At 58.7% G+C, this 20392-nt stretch carries 29 protein-coding genes and 1 pseudogene; 22 read left to right on the forward strand and 8 right to left on the reverse strand.

Annotation, left to right across the window (positions count from 1 at the left end; genetic code table 11):
• The first annotated feature begins 5 nt into the window (after positions 1-5).
• The 5 genes from DSM117340_RS06035 (at position 6) to DSM117340_RS06055 (ending at position 3430) form a co-directional block, all read left to right on the forward strand.
• Positions 6-494, forward strand: a complete 489-nt coding sequence (locus DSM117340_RS06035; RefSeq protein ID WP_089888604.1) for a hypothetical protein — start codon at positions 6-8, stop codon at positions 492-494.
• Positions 495-692: 198 nt separating this feature from the next.
• Positions 693-1118 carry a DUF6362 family protein gene (locus tag DSM117340_RS06040; RefSeq protein WP_354689930.1) on the forward strand — a complete coding sequence of 142 codons (426 nt, stop codon included), beginning with the start codon at positions 693-695 and terminating at the stop codon, positions 1116-1118.
• A 491-nt stretch (positions 1119-1609) separates the two neighbouring features.
• A complete protein-coding gene (locus DSM117340_RS06045; RefSeq protein ID WP_354689931.1) occupies positions 1610-2842 on the forward strand; it encodes a DNA modification methylase in 1233 nt (410 codons plus the stop codon).
• Between the two features lie 14 nt (positions 2843-2856).
• Positions 2857-3099: a hypothetical protein gene (locus DSM117340_RS06050; RefSeq protein ID WP_354689932.1), complete on the forward strand. Its 243-nt coding sequence runs from the start codon at positions 2857-2859 to the stop codon at positions 3097-3099.
• The gene (locus DSM117340_RS06055) at positions 3077-3430 is read left to right on the forward strand and encodes a hypothetical protein (RefSeq protein WP_354689933.1); all 354 of its coding nucleotides are present in this window, start codon (positions 3077-3079) and stop codon (positions 3428-3430) included. Before DSM117340_RS06050 ends, DSM117340_RS06055 begins: the two co-directional genes overlap by 23 nt.
• A 172-nt stretch (positions 3431-3602) precedes the next feature.
• On the opposite strand, the gene DSM117340_RS06060 is transcribed toward DSM117340_RS06055, so the two are convergent.
• Both DSM117340_RS06060 and DSM117340_RS06065 read right to left on the reverse strand, forming a co-directional pair.
• Complete coding sequence (locus DSM117340_RS06060; RefSeq protein WP_354689934.1) at positions 3603-3917, reverse strand: DUF3489 domain-containing protein; 315 nt, start codon at positions 3915-3917, stop codon at positions 3603-3605.
• A 24-nt stretch (positions 3918-3941) separates the two neighbouring features.
• Positions 3942-4211 carry a hypothetical protein gene (locus tag DSM117340_RS06065; RefSeq protein ID WP_354689935.1) on the reverse strand — a complete coding sequence of 90 codons (270 nt, stop codon included), beginning with the start codon at positions 4209-4211 and terminating at the stop codon, positions 3942-3944.
• Positions 4212-4325: 114 nt separating this feature from the next.
• Between DSM117340_RS06065 and DSM117340_RS06070 the strand changes: the two genes are divergently transcribed.
• Positions 4326-4922, forward strand: a complete 597-nt coding sequence (locus tag DSM117340_RS06070; RefSeq protein WP_354689936.1) for a terminase small subunit, Nu1 — start codon at positions 4326-4328, stop codon at positions 4920-4922.
• A complete protein-coding gene (locus tag DSM117340_RS06075) occupies positions 4837-6735 on the forward strand; it encodes a phage terminase large subunit family protein (protein WP_354689937.1) in 1899 nt (632 codons plus the stop codon). The genes DSM117340_RS06070 and DSM117340_RS06075 overlap by 86 nt, the downstream gene beginning before the upstream one ends.
• On the opposite strand, the gene DSM117340_RS06080 is transcribed toward DSM117340_RS06075, so the two are convergent.
• Together DSM117340_RS06080 and DSM117340_RS06085 are read right to left on the reverse strand one after the other, a co-directional pair.
• A complete protein-coding gene (locus tag DSM117340_RS06080) occupies positions 6736-7026 on the reverse strand; it encodes a helix-turn-helix domain-containing protein (protein ID WP_354689938.1) in 291 nt (96 codons plus the stop codon). It abuts the gene before it with no gap.
• Entirely contained in the window at positions 7023-7181 is a 159-nt protein-coding gene (locus DSM117340_RS06085; protein WP_354689939.1) for an addiction module toxin RelE, read from the reverse strand. Before DSM117340_RS06085 ends, DSM117340_RS06080 begins: the two co-directional genes overlap by 4 nt.
• 54 nt (positions 7182-7235) lie before the next feature.
• Here DSM117340_RS06085 and DSM117340_RS06090 point away from each other — a divergent pair, with 54 nt between their 5' ends.
• The 7 genes and pseudogenes from DSM117340_RS06090 to DSM117340_RS06120 all read left to right on the forward strand — a co-directional run bounded on the left by DSM117340_RS06090 (position 7236) and on the right by DSM117340_RS06120 (position 12439).
• Positions 7236-7451, forward strand: a complete 216-nt coding sequence (locus tag DSM117340_RS06090) for a hypothetical protein (RefSeq protein ID WP_354689940.1) — start codon at positions 7236-7238, stop codon at positions 7449-7451.
• A gap of 18 nt (positions 7452-7469) precedes the next feature.
• A complete protein-coding gene (locus tag DSM117340_RS06095; protein WP_354689941.1) occupies positions 7470-8954 on the forward strand; it encodes a phage portal protein in 1485 nt (494 codons plus the stop codon).
• 4 nt (positions 8955-8958) lie between these two features.
• A complete protein-coding gene (locus tag DSM117340_RS06100; protein WP_354689942.1) occupies positions 8959-10068 on the forward strand; it encodes a head maturation protease, ClpP-related in 1110 nt (369 codons plus the stop codon).
• A 6-nt stretch (positions 10069-10074) separates the two neighbouring features.
• Positions 10075-10446, forward strand: a complete 372-nt coding sequence (locus tag DSM117340_RS06105; protein WP_089888624.1) for a head decoration protein — start codon at positions 10075-10077, stop codon at positions 10444-10446.
• A 48-nt stretch (positions 10447-10494) separates the two neighbouring features.
• A pseudogene (locus tag DSM117340_RS06110) lies at positions 10495-11499 on the forward strand (major capsid protein).
• On the forward strand, positions 11499-11810 hold the full coding sequence (locus DSM117340_RS06115) for a hypothetical protein (protein ID WP_089888627.1): 312 nt from the start codon (positions 11499-11501) through the stop codon (positions 11808-11810). Before DSM117340_RS06110 ends, DSM117340_RS06115 begins: the two are co-directional and overlap by 1 nt.
• A complete protein-coding gene (locus DSM117340_RS06120; RefSeq protein ID WP_354689943.1) occupies positions 11807-12439 on the forward strand; it encodes a DUF6441 family protein in 633 nt (210 codons plus the stop codon). The genes DSM117340_RS06115 and DSM117340_RS06120 overlap by 4 nt, the downstream gene beginning before the upstream one ends.
• Here DSM117340_RS06120 and acpP read toward each other — a convergent pair.
• The gene (gene acpP, locus DSM117340_RS06125; RefSeq protein ID WP_354689944.1) at positions 12429-12674 is read right to left on the reverse strand and encodes an acyl carrier protein; all 246 of its coding nucleotides are present in this window, start codon (positions 12672-12674) and stop codon (positions 12429-12431) included. The two genes, DSM117340_RS06120 and acpP, sit on opposite strands and share 11 nt — an antisense overlap.
• 77 nt (positions 12675-12751) lie before the next feature.
• Here acpP and DSM117340_RS06130 point away from each other — a divergent pair, with 77 nt between their 5' ends.
• On the forward strand, positions 12752-13177 hold the full coding sequence (locus DSM117340_RS06130) for an acyl-CoA transferase (protein ID WP_354689945.1): 426 nt from the start codon (positions 12752-12754) through the stop codon (positions 13175-13177).
• Positions 13178-13474: 297 nt separating this feature from the next.
• Here DSM117340_RS06130 and DSM117340_RS06135 read toward each other — a convergent pair whose 3' ends face one another.
• The gene (locus tag DSM117340_RS06135) at positions 13475-13999 is read right to left on the reverse strand and encodes a polymer-forming cytoskeletal protein (protein WP_354689946.1); all 525 of its coding nucleotides are present in this window, start codon (positions 13997-13999) and stop codon (positions 13475-13477) included.
• 20 nt (positions 14000-14019) lie between these two features.
• On the opposite strand from DSM117340_RS06135, the gene DSM117340_RS06140 reads away from it, so the two are divergent.
• From DSM117340_RS06140 to DSM117340_RS06150, 3 genes are all read left to right on the forward strand, one after another.
• Positions 14020-14961: a phage tail tube protein gene (locus DSM117340_RS06140; RefSeq protein WP_354689947.1), complete on the forward strand. Its 942-nt coding sequence runs from the start codon at positions 14020-14022 to the stop codon at positions 14959-14961.
• Positions 14961-15323: a hypothetical protein gene (locus DSM117340_RS06145; protein ID WP_089888638.1), complete on the forward strand. Its 363-nt coding sequence runs from the start codon at positions 14961-14963 to the stop codon at positions 15321-15323. The genes DSM117340_RS06140 and DSM117340_RS06145 overlap by 1 nt, the downstream gene beginning before the upstream one ends.
• A gap of 167 nt (positions 15324-15490) precedes the next feature.
• Positions 15491-15658 carry a hypothetical protein gene (locus DSM117340_RS06150; protein WP_354689948.1) on the forward strand — a complete coding sequence of 56 codons (168 nt, stop codon included), beginning with the start codon at positions 15491-15493 and terminating at the stop codon, positions 15656-15658.
• A 28-nt stretch (positions 15659-15686) separates the two neighbouring features.
• Here the strand turns inward: DSM117340_RS06150 and DSM117340_RS06155 are convergent, their stop codons facing one another.
• Positions 15687-16064, reverse strand: coding sequence for a type II toxin-antitoxin system VapC family toxin (locus tag DSM117340_RS06155; RefSeq protein WP_089888640.1), 378 nt, complete (start codon positions 16062-16064; stop codon positions 15687-15689).
• Positions 16064-16276, reverse strand: a complete 213-nt coding sequence (locus DSM117340_RS06160) for an AbrB/MazE/SpoVT family DNA-binding domain-containing protein (RefSeq protein ID WP_089888642.1) — start codon at positions 16274-16276, stop codon at positions 16064-16066. Before DSM117340_RS06160 ends, DSM117340_RS06155 begins: the two co-directional genes overlap by 1 nt.
• Before the next feature lie 72 nt (positions 16277-16348).
• Between DSM117340_RS06160 and DSM117340_RS06165 the strand changes: the two genes are divergently transcribed.
• Genes DSM117340_RS06165 through DSM117340_RS06180 form a run of 4 tightly spaced genes read left to right on the forward strand, consistent with a single transcriptional unit; the run spans position 16349 to position 20384 of the window.
• Complete coding sequence (locus DSM117340_RS06165; RefSeq protein ID WP_354689949.1) at positions 16349-18808, forward strand: phage tail tape measure C-terminal domain-containing protein; 2460 nt, start codon at positions 16349-16351, stop codon at positions 18806-18808.
• 1 nt (position 18809) lies between these two features.
• Positions 18810-19397 (forward strand): hypothetical protein, encoded by a 588-nt coding sequence (locus tag DSM117340_RS06170; RefSeq protein WP_354689950.1) that lies wholly within the window; start codon positions 18810-18812, stop codon positions 19395-19397.
• A gap of 16 nt (positions 19398-19413) precedes the next feature.
• Complete coding sequence (locus tag DSM117340_RS06175; protein WP_354689951.1) at positions 19414-19974, forward strand: hypothetical protein; 561 nt, start codon at positions 19414-19416, stop codon at positions 19972-19974.
• Positions 19971-20384 carry a hypothetical protein gene (locus tag DSM117340_RS06180; RefSeq protein WP_354689952.1) on the forward strand — a complete coding sequence of 138 codons (414 nt, stop codon included), beginning with the start codon at positions 19971-19973 and terminating at the stop codon, positions 20382-20384. The genes DSM117340_RS06175 and DSM117340_RS06180 overlap by 4 nt, the downstream gene beginning before the upstream one ends.
• The last annotated feature ends 8 nt before the right edge of the window (positions 20385-20392 follow it).

The raw sequence follows: 20392 nt of genomic DNA on the forward strand, positions 1-20392 counted from the left end.
TCTGCATGACCCAAACAAACGAACACCCACGCACCATTCTTGCCCTCGATCTGGGTACCACCACCGGCTGGGCCATTCGCGGCTATGACGGCCTGATCACCAGCGGCACCGTCAGCTTCAAACCCAGCCGATATGACGGCGGTGGTATGCGCTACCTGCGCTTCACCAATTGGCTGACGGAACTCGACCGGCTGTCGGGTCCGATTTCGACGATCTGGTACGAAGAAGTAAGGCGGCATGCAGGCACCGATGCTGCCCATGTTTACGGCGGCCTCATGGCCTCACTGACCAGCTGGGGTGAGTTGCGCGGGGTGCCGTACCAAGGTGTCCCGGTGGGAACCATCAAAAAACACGCATCTGGCAAGGGCAACGCGCCCAAGCAGGCTATGATCGACGCTGCCCGCCAGCGCGGCTTCAACCCTGCAGATGACAACGAGGCGGACGCCATCGCGATCCTGCTCTGGGCGCTAGAGACGAAGGGGGGTGTGGCATGAGTGGCATGCGGTTTACACCTCGCGGCTACGGTGGTCATCGCCGTGACCCTGACCGGGTCAAGCGCGACGGCTGGTACGACCAAGGCGTGCTGGCTGTGAGCGTGGAGGACCACCGGCTGACCTGGCCCGAGCGCGAATTAGTGGAACAACTGGGAACGAAACTCTATGGCAAACGCCCGCAGGGCAGGGAGGTACGTCATGGCCGATGAATGGACGCGGGCAATGGTGGCCGACCGCTTGGACCTCGCGGCGGACGTAATGCGGTCCATGCCGCCTGTGCGCCCGCAAGGCTATGTCAGCGCCTGGCCGGAATATGTCTCGACCTTCGCCGATCAAGTTGGGCAGGAGCAGCGGATGAAAAAGCCACTGCCCTCACCACGGATGATTACGCAGGCCGATGAGGCCATGCTCTGGCTGCGGTGGGTGGATAAGGACATCGGTGAGATCCTCTGGGCCCGCGCCAACCGCAAGGCCTGGAAGGGGATCTGCTGGGCGCATGGTGTCAGCCGGGCCACGGCCAGTCGGCGGCACGAGTATGGGCTTGCCGTGGTTGTTTGGCGCTTGAACGGCCGAACTGTGCCGCGCAAGCGGTCGATGGATTATGTTATTCAGCGTACCGCTTGAGTGATTAGGGCGGCAGAAAGTTCCGCCGCCCTGTCAACCCCTCTCATGCGCGCGAGACACTTTTCGGTGAGACATTGTAAGCCGTGACAGATGTCGATCGAGAGGCTAAAAGATTTGTAAGATGAGGGTCGTGTGGCTGAGAGAACCGGGTCTGTTTGGATGGGTTTATGGAGGTGCAAATGGTGACCGGTTTTCCAAAAAAAACTGTCTCTGGTCGATTTTGTGAGACACGTAACCTATTGAAATTGAACGGGTCCCTTCTGTTTGTAACTGTATATGGGGGGGCGAGGCGCCGCGCTTTCCTAGTGACAGCCTCAAAAACACCCATTTCGTTTCGCTTTGAGCAAAACCTCAATGAAACTTGAGCCTGACGGCCAGCTAAACCCCGCCTGAAACGAAACGGGGGTCTGACCCCATTTCGCTTCGCGGACCTACGGTTCGTTTCACGACCCGAACCCGTTTCGGTTCGGCGCTTTTCTAAGGAAACACTCATGGACGTTTTCGAGCTGCCGCTTGAGCAGATCATTCCCTATGCGCGCAACCCGCGTAACAACACGCAGGCTATCGCCACGGTGGCAGCCTCGATCCAGGAGTTTGGCTGGCGACAGCCGATCGTTGTGGATGAGGCAATGGTTGTTCTGGCCGGGCACACGCGGCTGGAAGCGGCGCGCAAGCTCGGTTTCAAGACCGCACCAGTGCATGTGGCCAAAGGTTTAACCGAGGCCCAGGCCCGCGCTTTTCGGATCATGGACAACCGCTCAAGCGAGAACGCGGAGTGGGACAAGGACCTCTTGAACCTCGAACTGGCGGATTTGTTGGAGACTGATTTTGATCTGGGCCTGACGGGTTTTACTGATGACGAATTGAACGCGCTGATGAACAGCCTTGAGGAGGGCGCTGGTTCACGGGAGAGCGAAGATGATATCCCTGAACTTCCTGATGAACAGGTAAGCCGACTGGGCGATCTCTGGATCCTTGGCAATCACCGGCTCCTTTGTGGTGACAGCACGGTGGCCACCGATGTCGAGCGGGTTCTGAATGGCGTGAAGCCGCTATTGCTCATAAGCGATCCACCGTACGGAGTAGAATACGATCCGGGCTGGCGCAATCAGACAGGGGCGGCAAAGACGAAACGCACCGGCAAGGTGCTGAATGATGATCGGGCTGATTGGCGCGAGGCCTGGGCGCTGTTTCCAGGCGATGTCGCCTATGTCTGGCATGGCGCGCTGCATGCTGCGACGGTCGCCGAAAGTCTTGAGGCCGCTGGCTTCATGATCCGCTCCCAGATCATCTGGGCGAAGGAGCGGCTGGTTCTGAGCCGGGGCGATTATCACTGGCAGCATGAGCCGGCATGGTATGCTGTAAAAAAGAGTGGCAAAGGCCATTGGGCGGGTGATCGCAAGCAGACGACGCTGTGGCAAATCCCGAGTAAGGATCAGGATGCCAAGACTGTCCACGGAACACAGAAGCCTGTGGAATGCATGCGGCGTCCGATCCTGAACAACTCAAGCCCGGGGCAGGCGGTCTATGAGCCCTTTATGGGATCAGGTACCACACTGATCGCGGCTGAGACCACGGGGCGGGTCTGCTACGGGATCGAGTTAAACCCCGCTTATGTTGATGTTGCTGTAGAGCGGTGGCAGCAGTTTACGGGGCAACAGGCCATACTTGACGGAGGCGAGCAGACCTTCGATGCCCTGAAAGCTGAGCGTGTGGCCGCATGAAACAGTCTCGCCTCATGTCGCTGATTGAAGCGATTACCAACGTTTTTGTTGGATATATTCTCGCCGTGGTGACGCAAATCGTCGTGTTCCCATTGTTTGGCATCGACGCCGTCTTGAGTGATCATTTGACGATCGGCTTGGCATTTGTCGGCGTGTCTTTGGCTCGGGGATATCTGCTGCGGCGCTTGTTTGAGCGTCTTGGCAAAAGATTGTCAGGGCGCGATACTTCTATGTATGAGTCGTCAACAGGATCTTAACACGCACCGCTCCTCTGATGGAGGCGAGGTGCCAAAAACGGTGCTGCCGCAAAATCTTGCGGCTTCGCTGCAGCATCTACCTGAGCATGACATTATGCGTCTCGCAGAGGCATTGGCGACCGAGTTGGACAGACGCGGTCTTACGGCGCCCAAGGAGAAAGCCAAGCCGCAAAGCAAAAGCGTGCCAGATCCGATCCTGTCACAGTTGACCCGATCACAGATCGGCTTGATCCGGTCGTCTATCCAAGCAGGTGTGAAGCCTGCTGCGTTGTCCCGGCAATTTGGTATTACGCGTGCACAGATCACGGCAGCTCTCAAAGAGGGCAAATAAAAAAGGGCCAGCACAAGGCTGGCCCAGTCTGAGGCAGCTTAAAGTGGCGCGGGGGTGCACCACTTTGAGCAGTTGAGGTTTCATACAGGCGAATCCTCGCCAAAAATCATTGGCATGCCGCAGGATTTTACAAGAAAGGGCTGGGCTTAAAGGTAGCTGAGTTACTGAGAAGTCACACATTAAGTGTTTCGGTACGGCCGAGGACGAGCAGGCCATTGGCATAGGAGTAGTGGGCAGCCCTTGTGGTTTTGAACATTATCTCAGTGTCTGGCAGCCTGTAGATGCGGCCACGGATCGCATCGAGCTGCGATGTGATCTTGAGGCCATGCCGTTTTTTAAGCGCACCTGATAGCGCACCGCGAACGGTGTGTGCTCGCCATTGGGTAGCTGCGGCAATCTCGGGAATTGTGGCACCTTCGTCTCTGAGCAGCAAATCGATAATTGTCTGTAGCTTGGTTTGTCGGGGGCTTGCAGCGGTCGTCATCATGATATCTTCGGATTATGTGGCTGATTACACTGCATGCTCGCCTTCCTTAAAGGCGCTGTCCGTGATGTTTTTAAGCAGGCTGGCATAGTGCTCGAGAGTGCCGACGTCGCCCCAGTTGATCTCGTCGGGATGGCTGTTGAAATGGTTATCGCTGAGGTGTGCCAAGCGGGCGAGCATTTCGTCGATCTCGGCCTTTTTGCCGAGGAAGGCGGCAAGCGCTGCGTCGTGGTTGCGTTGCTCCTTTGCGGTGCGGAGCTGATGGCGGTGCGTTTGTTGCGGGTTGAGGTGGGGCAAGTTGGCGGCTCCTAGCTGCGTTGATTGATGCAATCAGCTTCGCTCTACTGGGTCGCTCTATCCACTATAATCGCAGCAATAACATGGCTCATTTCAAACCTGTAGGATCACTTTATGTCAGCAGCCACCCAATCCATCGGTGTGATCGCAAAGCTGCTTGATCTGTCGGAGCGCAGGGTTCAGCAGCTGAGCCGGGAGGGGGTGATCCCGAAGGCGGAGCGCGGTCAGTATGATCTGATCGGGTCGGTGCGTGGATATGTGCGCTACCTGCGAGATCAGGCGCTGAAGGCGCAGGCGGGTGCGCCCGACTATGCCGCCGAACGGGCGCGCTTTATCCGGGCCCGCGCCGACCTTGCGGAAATGGAAGCGAAAGAAAAGCGCCGATCTCTGATTGCAGCCGACCAGGTTGAAGCGGCTTGGATCGCCGTACTGGCGCTTTTGAGAACCCGTCTGTTGGCGCTGCCTGACCGGCTGGCTCCACAGGTATTAGAGCAATCCACAGTCGGAGATACCCGTAACCTTATTCGTGCCGCCATTCGCGAGGTGCTTGATGATCTCGCAGAGCCAGACATTGAATTTAAAACCGACCCTGACATTGATGGGCTCAGCGATCCTGAAACGGACGGTGGCAAGGGCACTAGCGGTTCTGAAACCACCGCCGGACCTAACGATCAGCGATTGGGCGGACCAGAACCGGCGGCTGAGTTCTGAAGCCAGCGCCGAGCCTGGCCAATGGCGGACAAGCCGCGCCGAATACCAGCGCGGGATTATGGACGCGATCTCGGATCCCACAGCGGAAACTGTTGTGATCATGTCGGGCAGTCAAATTGGTAAGTCGGAATCTATACTCAATATGGTTGGGTTTCACATAGACCATGACCCGGCACCGATCATGGTGGTGATGCCGACAGAGCGGGACGCTGAAACCTGGTCGAAGGACCGCTTTTCGCCAATGGCGCGAGATACGCCTTGTTTACAGGACAAGATTGCCAACCCCAAATCACGGGATGGGAACAACAAGATCCTGCACAAACGGTTTCCGGGTGGCCACCTAACCATTGTGGGTGCCAACGCACCTTCTGGTCTGGCAAGTCGTCCGATCCGGTTGCTGCTTTGTGATGAGGTCGATCGCTACCCGTTCAGCGCGGGGGCCGAGGGCGATCCGGTCAACCTTGCAAGAAAGCGCACCGTGACGTTCTGGAACCGCAAGATCGTGCTGGTCTCAACGCCGACGAACAAGGGCGCGAGCCGGATCGAGACGGCGTTTGAGGAAAGTGATCAGCGCCGTTTCTGGGTGCCATGTCCCGACTGTGGGTATGATCAAATCCTGATCTGGCCACAGGTCAAATGGGACAAGGGCGAGGATGGTGGCCACAAGCCGGACACTGCACGGTATCACTGCGTTGACTGCGATGCAGCTTGGCGCGACGAGGTCCGCTGGGCGGCAGTGTCAAAGGGGCACTGGGTTGCTGAGCAGCCCTTTGCGGGCACAGCCGGGTTCCATCTGAACGAGCTTTATTCGCCTTGGGTTCGATTGGCTGCGATGGTCAAAACCTTCCTGTCGGCGCGGGCTGGCGGGGATGATATGATGAAGACCTTCATCAACACATCGCTGGGTGAGACCTGGATGGAAAGTGGTGAGGCACCCGACTGGCAACGCTTGCAGGGGCAGAAGGAAGAGTGGGCACCCGGCACTGTGCCGGCCGATGGGTTGTTTCTGACAGCAGGCGCGGATGTTCAAAAGGACCGGATTGAGGTTGATGTCTGGGCCTGGGGTAGGGGGCTGCAGAGTTGGTTAATCGATCATGTTGTTATTGAGGGTGGTCCCGGAGCTTCGGCATGCTGGCAGAAACTCTCCGAGCTTTTGGGGCAGACTTGGCAACACGCCAGCGGCCAGCACCTGAGCATTGCAAAACTGGCGATCGATACGGGCTATGAGACCAGTGCTGTTTACGCCTGGGCGCGTCAGGTCGGCTTTGCTCAGGTGGCGCCGGTCAAGGGACTTGAGGGGTTCAACCGCGCAAGCCCGGTGACGGGACCAACCTTTGTGGATGCCACGATTGGCGGCAAGCGGCTGCGGCGCGGTGCGCGGCTCTGGTCAGTGGCGACATCTACGTTCAAAGCGGAAACCTATCGTTTCCTGCGCCAGGATCGGCCGACGCCAGAGGAAATCACCGCGGGATCCACGTTTCCAGCGGGAACAGTGCATCTGCCAACTTGGGCCGACAGTGAATGGCTCAAGCAGCTGACGGCTGAGCAGCTGGTCACCGTTAAGAACAAGCGCGGATTTGCAAAGCTCGAATGGCAAAAGCTGCGTGAGCGCAATGAGGCGCTGGATTGCCGGGTATATGCGCGCGCAGCTGCTTGGATTGCCGGTGCGGACCGCTGGTCGGAAGCGCGGTGGGCCGAGTTGGAGCGACAGCTCGCGGTCGAAACTAGCGGGCCAGCGGTAGAGGCAAACGCAAAACCAACGCTGCGGCCATCTGCAAGAAGGCGGACGATGCGGTCGAGTTATATGGGGTGATCAAAATGCCAGTGTCCGCTGGACGATGCTCGGATCCTTATCGATCAAAGCCAGCAAAACGCGCGCCGGGCCTTCAGGGCTACGACGGTGTTGCTCCCAGTTCAGCAGAGTTGCTTTTTTGACCCCGATACTTTTGGCAAACTCGGCCTGCGACAGGCCTGTCCGGGCGCGAATGGCCTGAACGTCGGCTTCGGGGATTTCGATCTCGTGGATCTTGCCCAAGTTCTCGCCGCGGGCGTGTGCGATGGCTTCTTTGAGGCCTTGTTCGATACTTTTGAATGCGTCGCTCATCTTGCGCTCCTGTAGCTGTCGGCCAGCAGTTTGCCATAGGATTTGACTGTTTCCGTCTCTGCCTTGCTCAAATTGGCTTTTTCGTTCTTGGCGAAGACGGTGATCAGAAAGATCGGCATGTCATCATCGCCGTTGTCGACAGTTACGATGCTCATAGGGTTAATTATGCGTCATTGGCGTATGTGTCAATGGCGCACAGAGGATGTCTGATGTCTGATCTCGCGACCTTGCACTGTCGCCGCAATGCTTTGACAGCACAACGCGCCTCCGGCGTAGCGCGCGTAAGCTATGACGGGAAAACGGTCGACTACCGCTCTGTGGCTGAAATCGACCGCGCCATTGAAGCGTTGGATCGCGAAATCGCCACACTCGAAGGGCGACGGGTCGTACGGCAGGTGCGCATTTCCACATCTAAAGGTCTGTAACCCATGGGGCTATTTGGCATGTTTCGTCGCCCCAAGCTGGGCGGCCCCAAAGCGATGCGTGCGCGTCTTGAAGGGGCGATGTCAAAACGACGACTTCGCGGTTGGAACCCGCCGCTTGAAAACATCAATGCGTTGGTGGCATCGGGTGGGCCAAAGTTGCTGGCCCGCTCGCGTGAACTGGTGGTGACGAACGGCTATGCGGCGAATGCCTGCGAGGCCTTTGCATCCAACATGGTGGGGGATGGAATTAAGCCGTCCTCACTGATTGAGGATGCAGCATTACGTGATGAGGTCCAGCGGCTTTGGCTTGCTTGGACCGATGAGGCGGATGCCGACGGGCTGACGGATTTTTATGGTCTGCAGGCGATGGTTGCGCGCGAAATGTTTGTTGCGGGTGAATGCTTCGTGCGGATGCGCCCGCGCCGGGCCGAAGATGGCTTGCTAGTTCCGCTGCAGTTGCAGCTACTACAATCGGAAATGCTGCCCTTTGAGAAGACCGAGACGGCCCCGAACGGGAACCGCATCCGCTGCGGGATCGAGTTTGACCTAATCGGTCGGCGGGTGGCTTATCATTTCCGCAGGCGTCATCCCGGTGACAGTACCGACCAGCGCGTCGCCATACCGGAAACGGTGCGCGTCCCGGCCGAAGACGTGCTGCATATCTACCGGCCCATTGATGCGGGCCAGATCCGTGGCCTGCCGCATGTGGCTCCGGCCATGGTGCGGTTGTTCCTGCTTGATCAGTATGATGACGCCGAACTCGATCGCAAAAAGACAGCAGCAATGTTTGCCGGCTTCATCACCAAGACAGCGCCGGAAGATCCGATGATGGGCGAGGGCGAGGCGGATCTTGATGGCGCAGCCATGGCCAGCCTTGAGCCTGGCACCATGCAGGTTCTGCTGCCGGGCGAGGATGTGAAGTTCTCAAGCCCTGCTGATGTCGGCGGTGGCTATGAGGCGTTTCAATATCGCACGTTGCTTGCGGTGTCTGCCTCACTGGGGTTGCCCTATCACCTTGTGACCGGTGATGTCCGGCAGGCGAACTATTCCAGCCTGAGGGCAGAACTGGTTGAGTTCCGCCGGCGTGTGCAACAGTTGCAGCACGGGGTGATTGCGCATCAGCTCTGCCGACCGATTTGGCGACGCTGGCTGGATACTGCACAGCTGGTGGGTCGGCTTAATCTGCCTGACCCCGCGGCTGCGCGCACGGTACAGTGGATCCCGCCCCGGTGGGATTGGGTCGATCCCTTGAAAGATATTCAGGCGCAGGTGCTGGCGATGGAGGCGGGCATCACCTCAAGACGCAAGGTGGTCGAGGCCACCGGCTATGATGTCGAAGAAGTCGACCGTGAAAACGCTGCCGATGCTGCGCGGACAAAGCAGTTTGGGCTCGTGTACCGCACCAGCCCAGGCGAGACGCAAGGTGCGCGGGCAACACCGAGCCAGACGCCGGAACCAGATGACAAAGGCGACGATTCCGCCGCTCAATCCAAACAGGAGTGACACTATGAACAGTTGGTACACGATCCGTGCCCGGGCAACGGGCGCGGAAGTGCTGATCTATGACGAAATCGGCGCCTACGGCGTTTCTGCCAAAGGGTTTCTGGCCGAGCTGGGCACGCTGCCAGATGATGCGCCTATTGATTTGCGCCTCAATAGCCCTGGAGGCTCAGTCTTTGATGCGGTTGCAATCTATAACGCCCTGAAGCGGCATGCGGGTGAAATCACTGTCTGGATCGATGGGATTGCAGCCTCGGCTGCGAGCTATATCGCCATGGCGGGCGACGAGATCGTCATGCCGGAAAACGCTTTTCTGATGATCCATGACCCGTCTGGCGTTGTCATGGGCACGGCCGCTGATATGCGCGACATGGCCGGTACGTTGGACAAGATCGCAGCCAGCATGACGCGGGGATACGCGGCCAAATCCGGCAAGCCGGAGGCTGAAATCGCGGCACTGCTGTCGGCGGAGACATGGTTTGACGCAAAAGATGCGTTGGAGGCGGGGCTGGCCACGCGCATGGCAGAGCCGGTGCGCATTGCCGCCAGCTTTGATATCGGGCGGTTCCGTAACGTCCCGCCTGAACTGGTTGAGGCAGTTGAGGCCATCGCGCCTGACCCCGCAACCACAGCCAGGGAAATCGTTGGAGACGATAACGGTGTGGCAGGCAATGACGCTGCGCCAATCGCATCTGATCCCGCGACCAAGGTTCCCGCCGGGAACGTTGATCCGGTGGCAACAACCGCCGATCCTACGTGTACAAGTGTGCAGGATGAGGGTCTTCAAGCCGGAAACGCCCAATCGCGTGCGGGAGAGAGCTGCGCTGCAGCCGCCAACGCACCACCCGACGCACCACTCGACGCTGGGGCGATCCGCGCTGAGGCGATGTCTCATGCCCGCGCTGTGATCGATCTTTGCCGCCTTGCGGGCCAGCCGCAGATGGCAGGTCGTTTCCTAGAGGAAGACGTGGGGCTCGACGAGGTCCGCCATCGACTTCTGGCAGTCAAGGCCGACGCCACGCCTGACATCACCGCCGCCCATGCCCAACCCGGGCCAGCGGCCTCTACAAATCCCTGGGGCGAGGTCATCGCCCGTACATTTCGCCAAAAAGGATAATCGTTCATGACCATGCTCACAGAAGGAAAACACACAGGCGGCTTTCTCGTCTGGGAAGTGCTGCGTGATTACACCCGCGAAACCGTGACCATCGCCTCTGGCGCAGGTAAGCTTGAGCCTGGCACGGTGCTTGGAAGAATTACCACCGGCGGAAAATACACAAGCTTTGCACCTGGCGCGTCCAACGGCAGTCAGAACGCTTCTGGCATCCTGTGGGACTCTGTGGATGCGAGCGCAGCTGATGCCCCTGGGGTTGTCCTTCTCCGAGGCCCTGCCATCGCTAATCGCCACGACCTCGTCTGGCCTGATGGTGCAACCGAAGCCCAGATCACTGCCGCCACAACTGCGCTCGCCTCAATTGGCATCATTCTGCGCTGAAGCGTAGCCCCAAACCCATTACATTAAGGAGGCTGGCATATGGCCACCATGGATATCTTTGAAGGCGATGCCTTCTCCGTCATAGAACTCACCCGCGCCCTCGAAAACATTCCCTTCAAGCCTGCCACTCTTTCTGGCTCCGATTTGTTCGCAGAACGCGGCGTACGCACCCGTACGGTCGTGATTGAAAGTCGTGACGGCACTTTGTCGCTCATCCCGTTTTCGGAACGGGGCGGAGGCTATGATCAGCAGATGCCGGAAAGCCGGCAGGTGCGGGCCTTCGTGTGTCGTCAGTTCAAAAAGCAAGATGTGCTTTGGGCATCCGAGATCCAAGGTATTCGTGAGTTTGGCTCTGAGAGCGTAACACAGCAGGCTCAAGCCGAGATCGCACGCCGCATGCGACGCCTGCGCACTGATGCAGAGGCAACGTTTGAGTATCATCTTCTCAACGGTATTCAGGGCTTGGTTAAAGATCCTCGTGATGGCTCGGTGGTAATCAATTTCGCGAATGAATTTGGGATCACGCCTGTGGCGGAGATCGATTTTGATCTCGATAATCAGTCGCCAGCTTCTGGGGCGCTGCGCAAGCGCTGCCAAGCTTTAATTGAAAGTGTTGAGGATAGCTTGGGTGGGCTTGCGGTCGGGCCTGTGCAACTGCGTGCGGAATGTGGCTCGGCGTTCTTTGCGGATCTTGTGGCGCATAAGGAGATCCGGTAGACCTATCTCAACACGGCTGCTGCGAATGAGTTGCGGGGCAGGGCGGTGGATGAGTTTACCTTTGGCGGTATCACATTCCGCCGTTATGGTGGCACTTCAACCATTGGGGTGCCAACTGACAAAGCGTTTTTCTATCCACAGGGGATCGAGGGCCTGTTTGAGATCTACTTCGCACCGGCTGACACCTTTGAGACAGTCAATACGATCGGCTTGCCGCTTTATGCCCGTATGATTCCGGATCGGGAGCGGGATGAGTGGGTGCGTCTGGAGATCGAGAGCAATCCCTTACCGATTTGCACCCGGCCACAGGTGCTGCGCTCGGCCAAGCGCACCTGATGACAGCCTTCGCTGATGCGCTTGGTGTTTTGTTTAGGGATGCCAATCTCTCGGTTGAAATTTGGCACCGTGATGTTGAGGGGCAATTCACCTGTGCTCGTGGCATCCTGCGGCGGCCGGATGAACTCACTGACTTTGGCGCGGCTCGGCTTCTCTCAGACACCACCCGGATCGATGTCCGGGTGGCGGATATTCCAGCCCCTCTGCCGCAGGAACAGATCCTGATCGGCGAGGAAACCTTCCTGATCCAGGGCGAGCCGCAACGCGACCGGGAGCGGTTGGTCTGGACCATTGAGCTTACCCCAGCATGAAACTTGGCCTTGATATCAAACCCGACCTCATTGCCGTGATGGCAGACGAGGTGAAAGCCGGGGAAAAGGCTGTCAGCACTGCGATGCGTGCAGCGGGCACGGACCTTAAAACCGCATGGCGCGGGCAGATCACTCAAGCTGGCCTCGGTCGGCGATTGTCGAATTCGATCCGGAGCCAAACCTATCCGAAAACCGGGGAAAGTTTGAAGGCCGCAGCTCTGGTCTGGTCGAATGCACCCCAAATCATCGGGGCCCACGACACCGGACCATTGATCCGCTCAAAGGACGGGTTCTGGCTTGCTATCCCAACGCCGGCAGCCGGTAAGGGCGCGCGCGGCAAGGCGCTGACCCCAGGCGAATGGGAGCGGCGGCGGGGTCTACGGTTGCGGTTTGTCTATCGGCGGAGCGGTCCAAGCTTGCTGGTGGCAGATGGCCGGCTCAACAATCGCGGACTGGGCGTGGCGTCTCGCTCAAAATCGGGTCGTGGACGAAGTACAGTTCCGATCTTTCTTTTGGTGCCGCAGGTGAAACTAGCGAAGCGGCTCAATCTGGAGCGAGATGCTGAACGGGTGCAGGCAGCGGTACCTGGGCTGATCGTGGCAAACTGGCTCGAAAGGTTTAGCGTTTAGCGCTCAAGGCTCTTTGAACAAATGCCTCCGCGTCACCAACGGTTATGATTTCCTCAGACTCTGCATCTTTAATTTCAAGCTCAAACGCCTCTTCTAAACGCATGACCAGCTCAATTTTATCAAGGCTGTTCGCGCCGAGATCTTGAATGAAAGACGTCTCATGGGAGAGTTCATTCACGTTGAGATCAAATTTTTGCGCCACAATTTCGCGAACGGTTACTCCAGATGTATTCATGCTCAGTCCTCCTATAACGGGAGCGATCACCTCCGCCAGTATGCTCATTGACATAGCCATCCCTTGGGAAGAACTCAATGCCCACCACCCGCGAAACCATCCTAAGCGCTTTGACGGATCTGCTTAGCACGATCCCGCATGTGGCTGTTTTACGCGGAGAAGTTCTGCCGGAACGCATTCCGCCGGCGGGGCTCATAATCCTGCGCGATGGAAATCCAGGAGAGCCAAGCGTGACCTTGTCTCCGTTGACCTATCACTTTCAACATCAGGCCGAACTCGAGGTGATCGTGCAATCAACGACTGATCGAAACGCTCTCCTTGACGCTATAGTCGGACAAATCGGGGCCGTGATTGCGGTGGACCGAACTCTTGGAGGGCTTTGTGACTGGATCGAGCCTGAAGCGCCTGAGCCGGTCGATCTTCCAGTAGAGGGTGGGGCCAGTTTAAAAGCCGCCATCGTCGTCGTTGTACTGCACTATTCTGTTGCCAATAGTTTCGAGTGAGACTGTTTTTTGACCACCCTTCATCAGATGCTTTCAAGAGTAGCCGCTATCATGATGAACTGACGTCAACTTGATGATGTACTTTAAACTGGGATATAGCTGCTCAGGAGATTTAAGACAAAAACCAGTAGGGTGAGAGCCACGATAACGAGGATCATGAACATTGACGGTTTAAGGCTACTCTTTCTGCCCTTTGGTTTTTTAAAATCAAGTCCCAATGGTTTAGATCTCTGCTCCTTGCCCCCAGACATTAGCAAGTGAAGGCTAGCAGATTTTTTATATAATGCGATGATTTCTTTAATCTTGAGTGGAGCGTTTCGGCCTGCACGTCATATGGCCATCAATCATGGCGCCAGCTTCAACAGAAACGCGTTCACATTGGATATCTGCTTTGGTCGCACTTTTGCTTTTAAACGTTGCATCCTCAGCCACCAAGTTGCCGGTGAGTGTGCCGCTGACTGTGATGTGCTTTGTGCTGACTTTGCCGTTTATGCGCCCGTCTTCGGTAATAAAGAGGGTATCGGCACTTAGATCACCTGTGATTTGACCGCAAAACTCAAGAATACCCGTTGTGGTTAGGTTTCCTGTGATCACAAGGTCTGATTGCACAACAGATTTTTGACGCTTATCTCGCGCAGGAGCGGGCGTCTCACCCGGTAGTGGTGGTCTTGACGATTTACCTGATGGGTCATCGTCAATCACTTCCAGTGTTTTAGGTTTGTTGGCTTCATTTTGTTTTGCAAAAATAGACATCGGTTTTTCCCCCAAGCTTAAGTCAATCAATAAATCACAAAACGTCAAGACAATTGCGTTGAAGGTCACATCCGCAGAAAGGACAGTTTATGGCACGAGCCCAAGGGGCGCGGGCGCAGATGGCGTTTGCGTTTGAGACGACTTATGGCACGCCGCCTGCGAGCGGCTACACCAAGATGCCCTTCGCCAGTACATCGCTCGGGGCCGAGCAACCCCTGCAAACTTCAGAGCTCTTGGGCTATGGCCGCGATCCGCAGGCGCCAATCAAAGATGCGGTGACAGCGGATGGCAATGTGGTGATCCCGATTGCTGTTGAGGCCTTTGGCTTCTGGCTGAAGGCTGTATTTGGGGCACCCACGACCACCGGCGCGGAGGCGCCATACACGCACGAGTTCCGGTCCGGAAATTGGGCGCTTCCATCCTTCTCGGTCGAGACCGGCATGCCAGAGGTGCCGCGCTATGCGATGTATTCCGGCTGTATGGTGGACAGCCTCAATTGGCAGATGGCGCGCTCTGGTCTGCTGACCGCAACAGCCAGCATCGTGGCGCAGGGCGAGGAAGTCGCCACCAGTACCGCCGTAGGCACACCAACCACGATCGCGCTGAAACGCTTCGGGCATTTCAACGGAGCTATCACGCGCAATGGGACCAACATCGGGAATGTTGTCTCTGCCGAACTGACCTATGCCAACAATCTAGATCGCATCGAGACGATCCGGGCCGATGGCAAGATCGATGGCGCGGACCCGTCTATTGCCGCACTCACCGGCAACGTGGTTGTCCGCTTTGCCGATCAGACGCTTGTAACGCAGGCGATCAACGGAGACGCTTGCGAGCTCGAGTTTTCCTATATGTTGCCGACGGGCGAGAGCCTGACCGTCACCGCACATGCTGTTTATCTGCCACTCCCGCGGATCGAGATCTCAGGCCCGCAGGGTGTACAGGCCACCTTCGACTGGCAGGCGGCGAGTGATCCGGTTGTGGGCCGGATGTGCACTGTCACCCTAACCAATGACCGCGAGGAGTACTGATGCTACGATTGAACCTGTCTACTGAACCGCGGTGGCTCGATCTCGGTCACGGCGTCCGCCTGCTGGTGGAGCCGCTTACCACAGCTATCATGTTGGCCGCGCGGAGCGATCCGACGATCATCGCCGCTGCAAGCGATGCGGAAACCAGCGCCTCCAATGATGATCTCGCCCGTATCGTGGCCAAAGCTGTGGCCCGCATCGTCGTAAAGGATTGGGAGGGCGTCGGAGACGAGGACGGCAAACCGCTGCCTCTGACGTCAGAGGGCATCGGTGCGCTTCTGGAACTCTGGCCGATCTTTGAGGCCTTCCAGACCAAATACATCGCGGGCGCGCTCATTCTGGATGCGGAAAAAAACGCCTGACCGCTCTCGCCGACTGGGAGTTCGGCGGGGGCGGTGAGTATTGCGCGGCATGTTCTTCTGCATGTCCGGACTGCCCACGCAGCCTTCACAAACCGCTAACACTCGAGGGCTGGCAGATCTGGGATCTCGTCCAACGGCTTGGTGGCCAGATACGCGTTGCCGGTGGCATGAGCGGTGGCGCTGTCCTTGGCTGGGATATGGGTGCGGCGCTCCATCTCGGGGCGGCTCTTGGAGTTTCGCCTCTGATCACAGCGGAGCTGTTACCGCCAATTGAGGCGGTGATGGTGCGTAACATCAGTGACGAGATGTGCTTAGAGGCCAACAGCCTTGATTAATGGTCATGAGATTAGATAGGGCATAAGCTCACTGAATTTTTGGAATATAGAGCACGGAAGGCAACCCTTCAAAATGTGCATCACAGGTCAATAGCTCGGCACCATGTGCTTGTGCTGTTGCAAAAATAACTGCGTCAGCTGTGGCCAGCCGATGTGTGCGGCAGGCCTCTGCCGCTGCCAAAGCAATCTCTGTATCGAGAGGGACAACCTGACAGACCTGAGTAAAGGCAATGGCCTGATCTGCTTTGTCTTCTCCCACTTCACGCGTTAGCCATTTAGCCAACTCAAGTTGCACCATACTCGGGACCAACCAGGTATCCTGACCTGGCAGATGCTCCGATATCCGGTCTGCTATGGGTGAACCAATCAGCCATTCAATCCAGGCAGAGGTATCAACAAGGATCATCAGTACCGATCCGAGCGATCACGATAATCTGAGGCTCTTGCCCCCGCTGCGATGCCCTTAAGGGCGTCGCGCTCTGGAACGGGAACCAACAGAACGCCTTGCCCCTTTGGGATGAACGCAAAGATTAGGCCCGCTTCCCAGTGTTGCGCAGTACGGATCGCCTTAGGAATCGATATTTGGAATTTTGAAGAAAGAGTTGCTGTTTCGGTCATGTTTGTACCTTTAACGCATCGATAATCTAAACGTAAGACGTAAAGCGTAGATTTGCAAGGATGACATACTCTATGACCACCAAACAGGTATCCGTCCGCCTCTCTGCGACTGGCGGCCGACAAGTGCGTGCCGAGCTAGAAGGCGTTGGTGCGGCCGGCTCGCGGGGCATGGGGCGTCTGAGCCGGGAGCTGGATCAAGCCAATGCGCGCATGGCGGCTTTTGCGCGCCGCGCCAAGATTGCCGCGACAGCTGTTGCGGTCGCCTTGGCCGGTGCTGTTGTTGCAATGACCCGCTCGACGATCATCGCCGCCAATGAGATTGATCAGCTGTCACAAGTTGCAAATGCGGCACCGGAGCTGTTCCAGCGCTGGTCGGCGGCCTCCGCCACGGTGGGGATCGAGCAAGAGAAGCTCGCCGATATCCTCAAGGACGTGAATGACCGTGTGGGGGACTTTCTGCAGACGGGCGGCGGTCCGATGGCAGACTTTTTTGAGAACATCGCACCACGCGTTGGCGTGACGGCCGATCAGTTTGCCCGGCTTTCCGGGCCGGAGGCGCTGCAACTCTATGTCGATAGCCTCGAGCGCGCAGGCGTCAGCCAGCAGGAAATGACTTTCTATCTCGAGGCCATGGCGTCAGATACGACACGACTTATCCCGCTTATGCAAAACGGCGGGGCGGAGATGACCCGGCTGGGTGCGCAAGCTCAAGCGCTCGGCGCTGTTTTGGATACCGACGCCATCGCCGCGATGCGTCGATCCGAACTCGCGCTGGTCAGCATCGGACAAGTCTTCGCTGGGGTGCGCAACCGGATTGCTGTGGCTCTCGCCCCATCGCTGGAGGCTGCAGCCAATGCGTTTGTCGCGCTGGCGTCCAGCATAAGCCCAATCAGTCGGGGGTTCGACGCGGTGCTGAGCAACCTTGACCGGGTGGCGATCTACGCCGGGACCTTCGCCACCTTCCTCGCTGGTCGCTGGGCGACCGCGATGGCTGCCGCGGCGCTCTCTGTCCGAGGCCTCGCCTCCACGCTGGTGGTCCTGAAGGGCGCCTTGATCCGCACCGGGATAGGTGCTCTGATCGTTGGTGCAGGCGAGTTAGTCTATTGGTTCACGCGCCTTGTCTCTGGCGCAGGCGGCTTTGGCGAGGCTATGGGCCTCTTGAAAGACGTTGCTGTCGAGGTCTGGGACCGGATCAAGATGGGGGCATCAAGCGCCGGGGCTGCGGCCACCGCCATGTTCTATGACCTGAAAGCCGATGCCGCGTCTGGCATGGCCGGGGCCATCGTTAGCGTCGTGGGCTTTGGCAACACCACTGCCAACACCTTCGAGGGTGCCCTAATGGCTGTCCGCGAGATCTGGTCGCGCCTGCCAGCGGTGATCGGTGATCTAATCTTCTCGGCCGCCAACCGCATGCTCGACGGGATAGAGGCGATGCTGAATGGCGCCATTACCCGGATCGATGCCTTTACGGGAAAGATCCGCGATGCGCTGGCGGCTGTGGGCATCGAGACCACTTTTGGCGAGATTGGTGAGATCAGCCTTGGGGATATCCCGAACCCCTTCGCGGGTGCTTCCGCAGATGCGGGAACGGCTGTGGCAGAGGCGTTTCGCCGAGCCTTCGAGGATGATCCGCTCACTGTTCCCGACCTTGGGCTTGACGCGATCGCCGCCGAGGCGCTGGCCACTGCGAACACCTACCGTCAGGCAGCCACCGAACTGGCAAATGGCGCGACAGCACCGCTCACCTCTTGGGCTGCGCTGCGCGACGCCGTTGCGGGCACCGGCGAAGAAGGCGCGGCTGCGCTGGATGAGGCTACAGTTTCAGCAGATCGGCTATCGGATGCCATGGACCGAGCTGGTGGTGCGGCCGGGAGCGCTGGCGAACGGGTCGTAACCGGGTGGCGTGCGGTCTCAGAATCCCTTCAGGCTTATGCCACAGAGTCTTTGAACTGGGGCAAAGGCCTCGGCGAAACCCTGACCGGCGCTTTCAGCGGTGCGGAAAGCGCCTTCCGGAGCTTCGTCGAGACCGGTAAGTTCGACTTCAAGGGCCTTGTGCGCTCGATCCTGGCGGACTTGGCTGTACTGTCGTTCAAGCGCGCGGTGCTGGGGCCCATCGCTTCGGCGCTCTCAGGCATCTTTGGCGGCGGGTCCGTCGCAGCGGCCGTCTCGCATGCGGGTGGTATTGTGGGACTGTCCGGACATAGCCGCTCGGTGCCCGCGATGGCTTTCGCTGGCGCTCCCCGGATGCATTCCGGTGGGAGCGTGGAGCCGGTTGGCTCCTGGGCGGGTCTTCGCCCCGACGAGGTCCCGACGATCCTGCAGCGCGGGGAAAGGGTGCTAAACCGGCGCGAGGCGGCTAGCTACAGACAAGGCAATGCTGGCTCGGGCGTGACCGTAAATATCGACGCGCGTGGGGCGCAGATGGGCGTGGCAGAGCAAATCGACGCACGCCTTCGTACGGCCATCCCCGAGATCGCCCGCATTGCGAAGGAAAGCGTCGCCGATGGCCGACGCCGGGGTCAGGTGATCTGAGATGGGCATTCCTGTCTTGCCCATAACGCTTGTGTCCTCGCTTGAGCGGCGGCTGGTGACATCTGTTGCCGAGGCACGCTCGCCCTTTACCGGCACGTCCCAGATCCAAGATTGGGGCGCGTCGTGGTGGGAATACCAGATCGAGATGGCAGTGACCCAAGGGGCCAAGGCGCGGCGGCTCTCGGCCTTCTTTACGGCCCTTGGTGGATTGCGCGGCCGGTTTCTGTTCCCTGATCCATCGATCGAGGTGCCTTTGGGGCTGGGCAATCCTTATGTCACAGAGGCGCAGGTTGCGGGAGCATCCACTTTGCGCACGGCTGGTTGGGGACTTGGCCTTCGCGCGGGGGATTTCTTCCAACTGGGCTCGGATGCCACCACCCGGCTCTACCAGCTGACGGCGGATGTGATCCCTTTGGGCAGTGAGGCGACGCTCGCCTTCGTGCCGCCGCTTCGGGCTTCCGTGCCGGTCGGCACGCTCCTTGGCCTTGAGACCCCGTCGGTCCTGTTGCGTCTGACGGCCCCGGTCCCCTCGGTCATCGGTCGAGCGGATCAGCACCGATTTACGATATCAGCCCGCGAAGCCCTTTAACCAGCGAGGCCCTCTAATGAGCCGTGATTTGACCCACGCCTTCGCCACTGCACTGGCCGATCAAAGCCTCAGGCCGGTCATCTTCTTCGAGGGTCAGTTCGCCACGGGCTGGGTCCGGATCTGGTCAGGGCTGGGAGAGGTCAGCTGGAACGGGCAAACTTGGGCTGGGGCTGGATCGCTCTTAGGCCTCGGCTCGCTCGATGAAACCGGGGAGGTCGTGGCTGGCGGCACAGCGGTGTCGCTGTCCGGCGTACCGCTGGACTTGGTGCAGATGGCCATTGAGGAAGCGCGTCAGGGCCTGCCAGGCCGGATCTGGCTGGGGCTTCTCTCCGAGAATGGCGGCATCATTGCCAATCCGGTTCAGGCCTTCTCGGGTCGGCTCGATGTCCCTGAAATCAAGGATGACGCGGACACCTGCACAATCACGATCAGCTATGAGAGCAGATTGATCGACCTGACCGTGGCGCGGACCTGGCGCTATACGCACGAAAGCCAGCAGGTCTTGTTTCCGGGCGACCTTGGCTTCGAATATGTGACCGCGATCCAGGACAGAGAAATCACCTGGGGGCGTGGATGATGCTCCGTCGCGTTGACCATTGGGAACGCCTGCTTGCATCGGCGATCGATACCGCTCGGGCAAAGCCCTTTGTCTGGGGCGTTCATGACTGCCCGACCTTTGCCTTCGAGACGCGCATGATCCTGACCGGCGGAGAGGATGTCGCGGGCCTCTGGCGCGGGCGCTACACCACAGCGCTCGGCGGCGCGCGGGTTATGCGCCGCCTGGGCTGGGCCTCGCTCGAGGACATGGGTCATGCGTTCCTCGGCGAACCCCGCCCGGGCGTTTTGTTGGCCCAACGCGGCGACATCGTTCTGGCCGACACCGGTCTTGGCTTCGGCATTTGCAATGGGGCCAGCGCCGTCGGAATGGCGCCCGCGGGCCTCGTGACCGTACCGCTCACCTCTTGCCGGCTTGCCTGGCTCATCTGAATACGGAC

The organism is Lentibacter algarum (assembly GCF_040580765.1).
Classification (GTDB): domain Bacteria; phylum Pseudomonadota; class Alphaproteobacteria; order Rhodobacterales; family Rhodobacteraceae; genus Lentibacter; species Lentibacter algarum.

What these genes read in the sequence shown, in the direction of transcription:
- DSM117340_RS06035 (WP_089888604.1), top strand. Translation starts at nt 6, where the DNA reads ATGACCCAAACAAACGAACACCCACGCACCATTCTTGCCCTCGATCTG.
- DSM117340_RS06040 (WP_354689930.1), top strand. Translation starts at nt 693, where the DNA reads ATGGCCGATGAATGGACGCGGGCAATGGTGGCCGACCGCTTGGACCTC.
- DSM117340_RS06045 (WP_354689931.1), top strand. Translation starts at nt 1,610, where the DNA reads ATGGACGTTTTCGAGCTGCCGCTTGAGCAGATCATTCCCTATGCGCGC.
- DSM117340_RS06050 (WP_354689932.1), top strand. Translation starts at nt 2,857, where the DNA reads ATGTCGCTGATTGAAGCGATTACCAACGTTTTTGTTGGATATATTCTC.
- DSM117340_RS06055 (WP_354689933.1), top strand. Translation starts at nt 3,077, where the DNA reads ATGAGTCGTCAACAGGATCTTAACACGCACCGCTCCTCTGATGGAGGC.
- DSM117340_RS06060 (WP_354689934.1), bottom strand. Translation starts at nt 3,917, where the DNA reads ATGATGACGACCGCTGCAAGCCCCCGACAAACCAAGCTACAGACAATT.
- DSM117340_RS06070 (WP_354689936.1), top strand. Translation starts at nt 4,326, where the DNA reads ATGTCAGCAGCCACCCAATCCATCGGTGTGATCGCAAAGCTGCTTGAT.
- DSM117340_RS06080 (WP_354689938.1), bottom strand. Translation starts at nt 7,026, where the DNA reads ATGAGCGACGCATTCAAAAGTATCGAACAAGGCCTCAAAGAAGCCATC.
- DSM117340_RS06085 (WP_354689939.1), bottom strand. Translation starts at nt 7,181, where the DNA reads ATGAGCATCGTAACTGTCGACAACGGCGATGATGACATGCCGATCTTT.
- DSM117340_RS06090 (WP_354689940.1), top strand. Translation starts at nt 7,236, where the DNA reads ATGTCTGATCTCGCGACCTTGCACTGTCGCCGCAATGCTTTGACAGCA.
- DSM117340_RS06095 (WP_354689941.1), top strand. Translation starts at nt 7,470, where the DNA reads ATGTTTCGTCGCCCCAAGCTGGGCGGCCCCAAAGCGATGCGTGCGCGT.
- DSM117340_RS06100 (WP_354689942.1), top strand. Translation starts at nt 8,959, where the DNA reads ATGAACAGTTGGTACACGATCCGTGCCCGGGCAACGGGCGCGGAAGTG.
- DSM117340_RS06105 (WP_089888624.1), top strand. Translation starts at nt 10,075, where the DNA reads ATGACCATGCTCACAGAAGGAAAACACACAGGCGGCTTTCTCGTCTGG.
- DSM117340_RS06115 (WP_089888627.1), top strand. Translation starts at nt 11,499, where the DNA reads ATGACAGCCTTCGCTGATGCGCTTGGTGTTTTGTTTAGGGATGCCAAT.
- DSM117340_RS06120 (WP_354689943.1), top strand. Translation starts at nt 11,807, where the DNA reads ATGAAACTTGGCCTTGATATCAAACCCGACCTCATTGCCGTGATGGCA.
- acpP (WP_354689944.1), bottom strand. Translation starts at nt 12,674, where the DNA reads ATGAATACATCTGGAGTAACCGTTCGCGAAATTGTGGCGCAAAAATTT.
- DSM117340_RS06130 (WP_354689945.1), top strand. Translation starts at nt 12,752, where the DNA reads ATGCCCACCACCCGCGAAACCATCCTAAGCGCTTTGACGGATCTGCTT.
- DSM117340_RS06140 (WP_354689947.1), top strand. Translation starts at nt 14,020, where the DNA reads ATGGCACGAGCCCAAGGGGCGCGGGCGCAGATGGCGTTTGCGTTTGAG.
- DSM117340_RS06145 (WP_089888638.1), top strand. Translation starts at nt 14,961, where the DNA reads ATGCTACGATTGAACCTGTCTACTGAACCGCGGTGGCTCGATCTCGGT.
- DSM117340_RS06150 (WP_354689948.1), top strand. Translation starts at nt 15,491, where the DNA reads ATGAGCGGTGGCGCTGTCCTTGGCTGGGATATGGGTGCGGCGCTCCAT.
- DSM117340_RS06155 (WP_089888640.1), bottom strand. Translation starts at nt 16,064, where the DNA reads ATGATCCTTGTTGATACCTCTGCCTGGATTGAATGGCTGATTGGTTCA.
- DSM117340_RS06160 (WP_089888642.1), bottom strand. Translation starts at nt 16,276, where the DNA reads ATGACCGAAACAGCAACTCTTTCTTCAAAATTCCAAATATCGATTCCT.
- DSM117340_RS06165 (WP_354689949.1), top strand. Translation starts at nt 16,349, where the DNA reads ATGACCACCAAACAGGTATCCGTCCGCCTCTCTGCGACTGGCGGCCGA.
- DSM117340_RS06170 (WP_354689950.1), top strand. Translation starts at nt 18,810, where the DNA reads ATGGGCATTCCTGTCTTGCCCATAACGCTTGTGTCCTCGCTTGAGCGG.
- DSM117340_RS06175 (WP_354689951.1), top strand. Translation starts at nt 19,414, where the DNA reads ATGAGCCGTGATTTGACCCACGCCTTCGCCACTGCACTGGCCGATCAA.
- DSM117340_RS06180 (WP_354689952.1), top strand. Translation starts at nt 19,971, where the DNA reads ATGATGCTCCGTCGCGTTGACCATTGGGAACGCCTGCTTGCATCGGCG.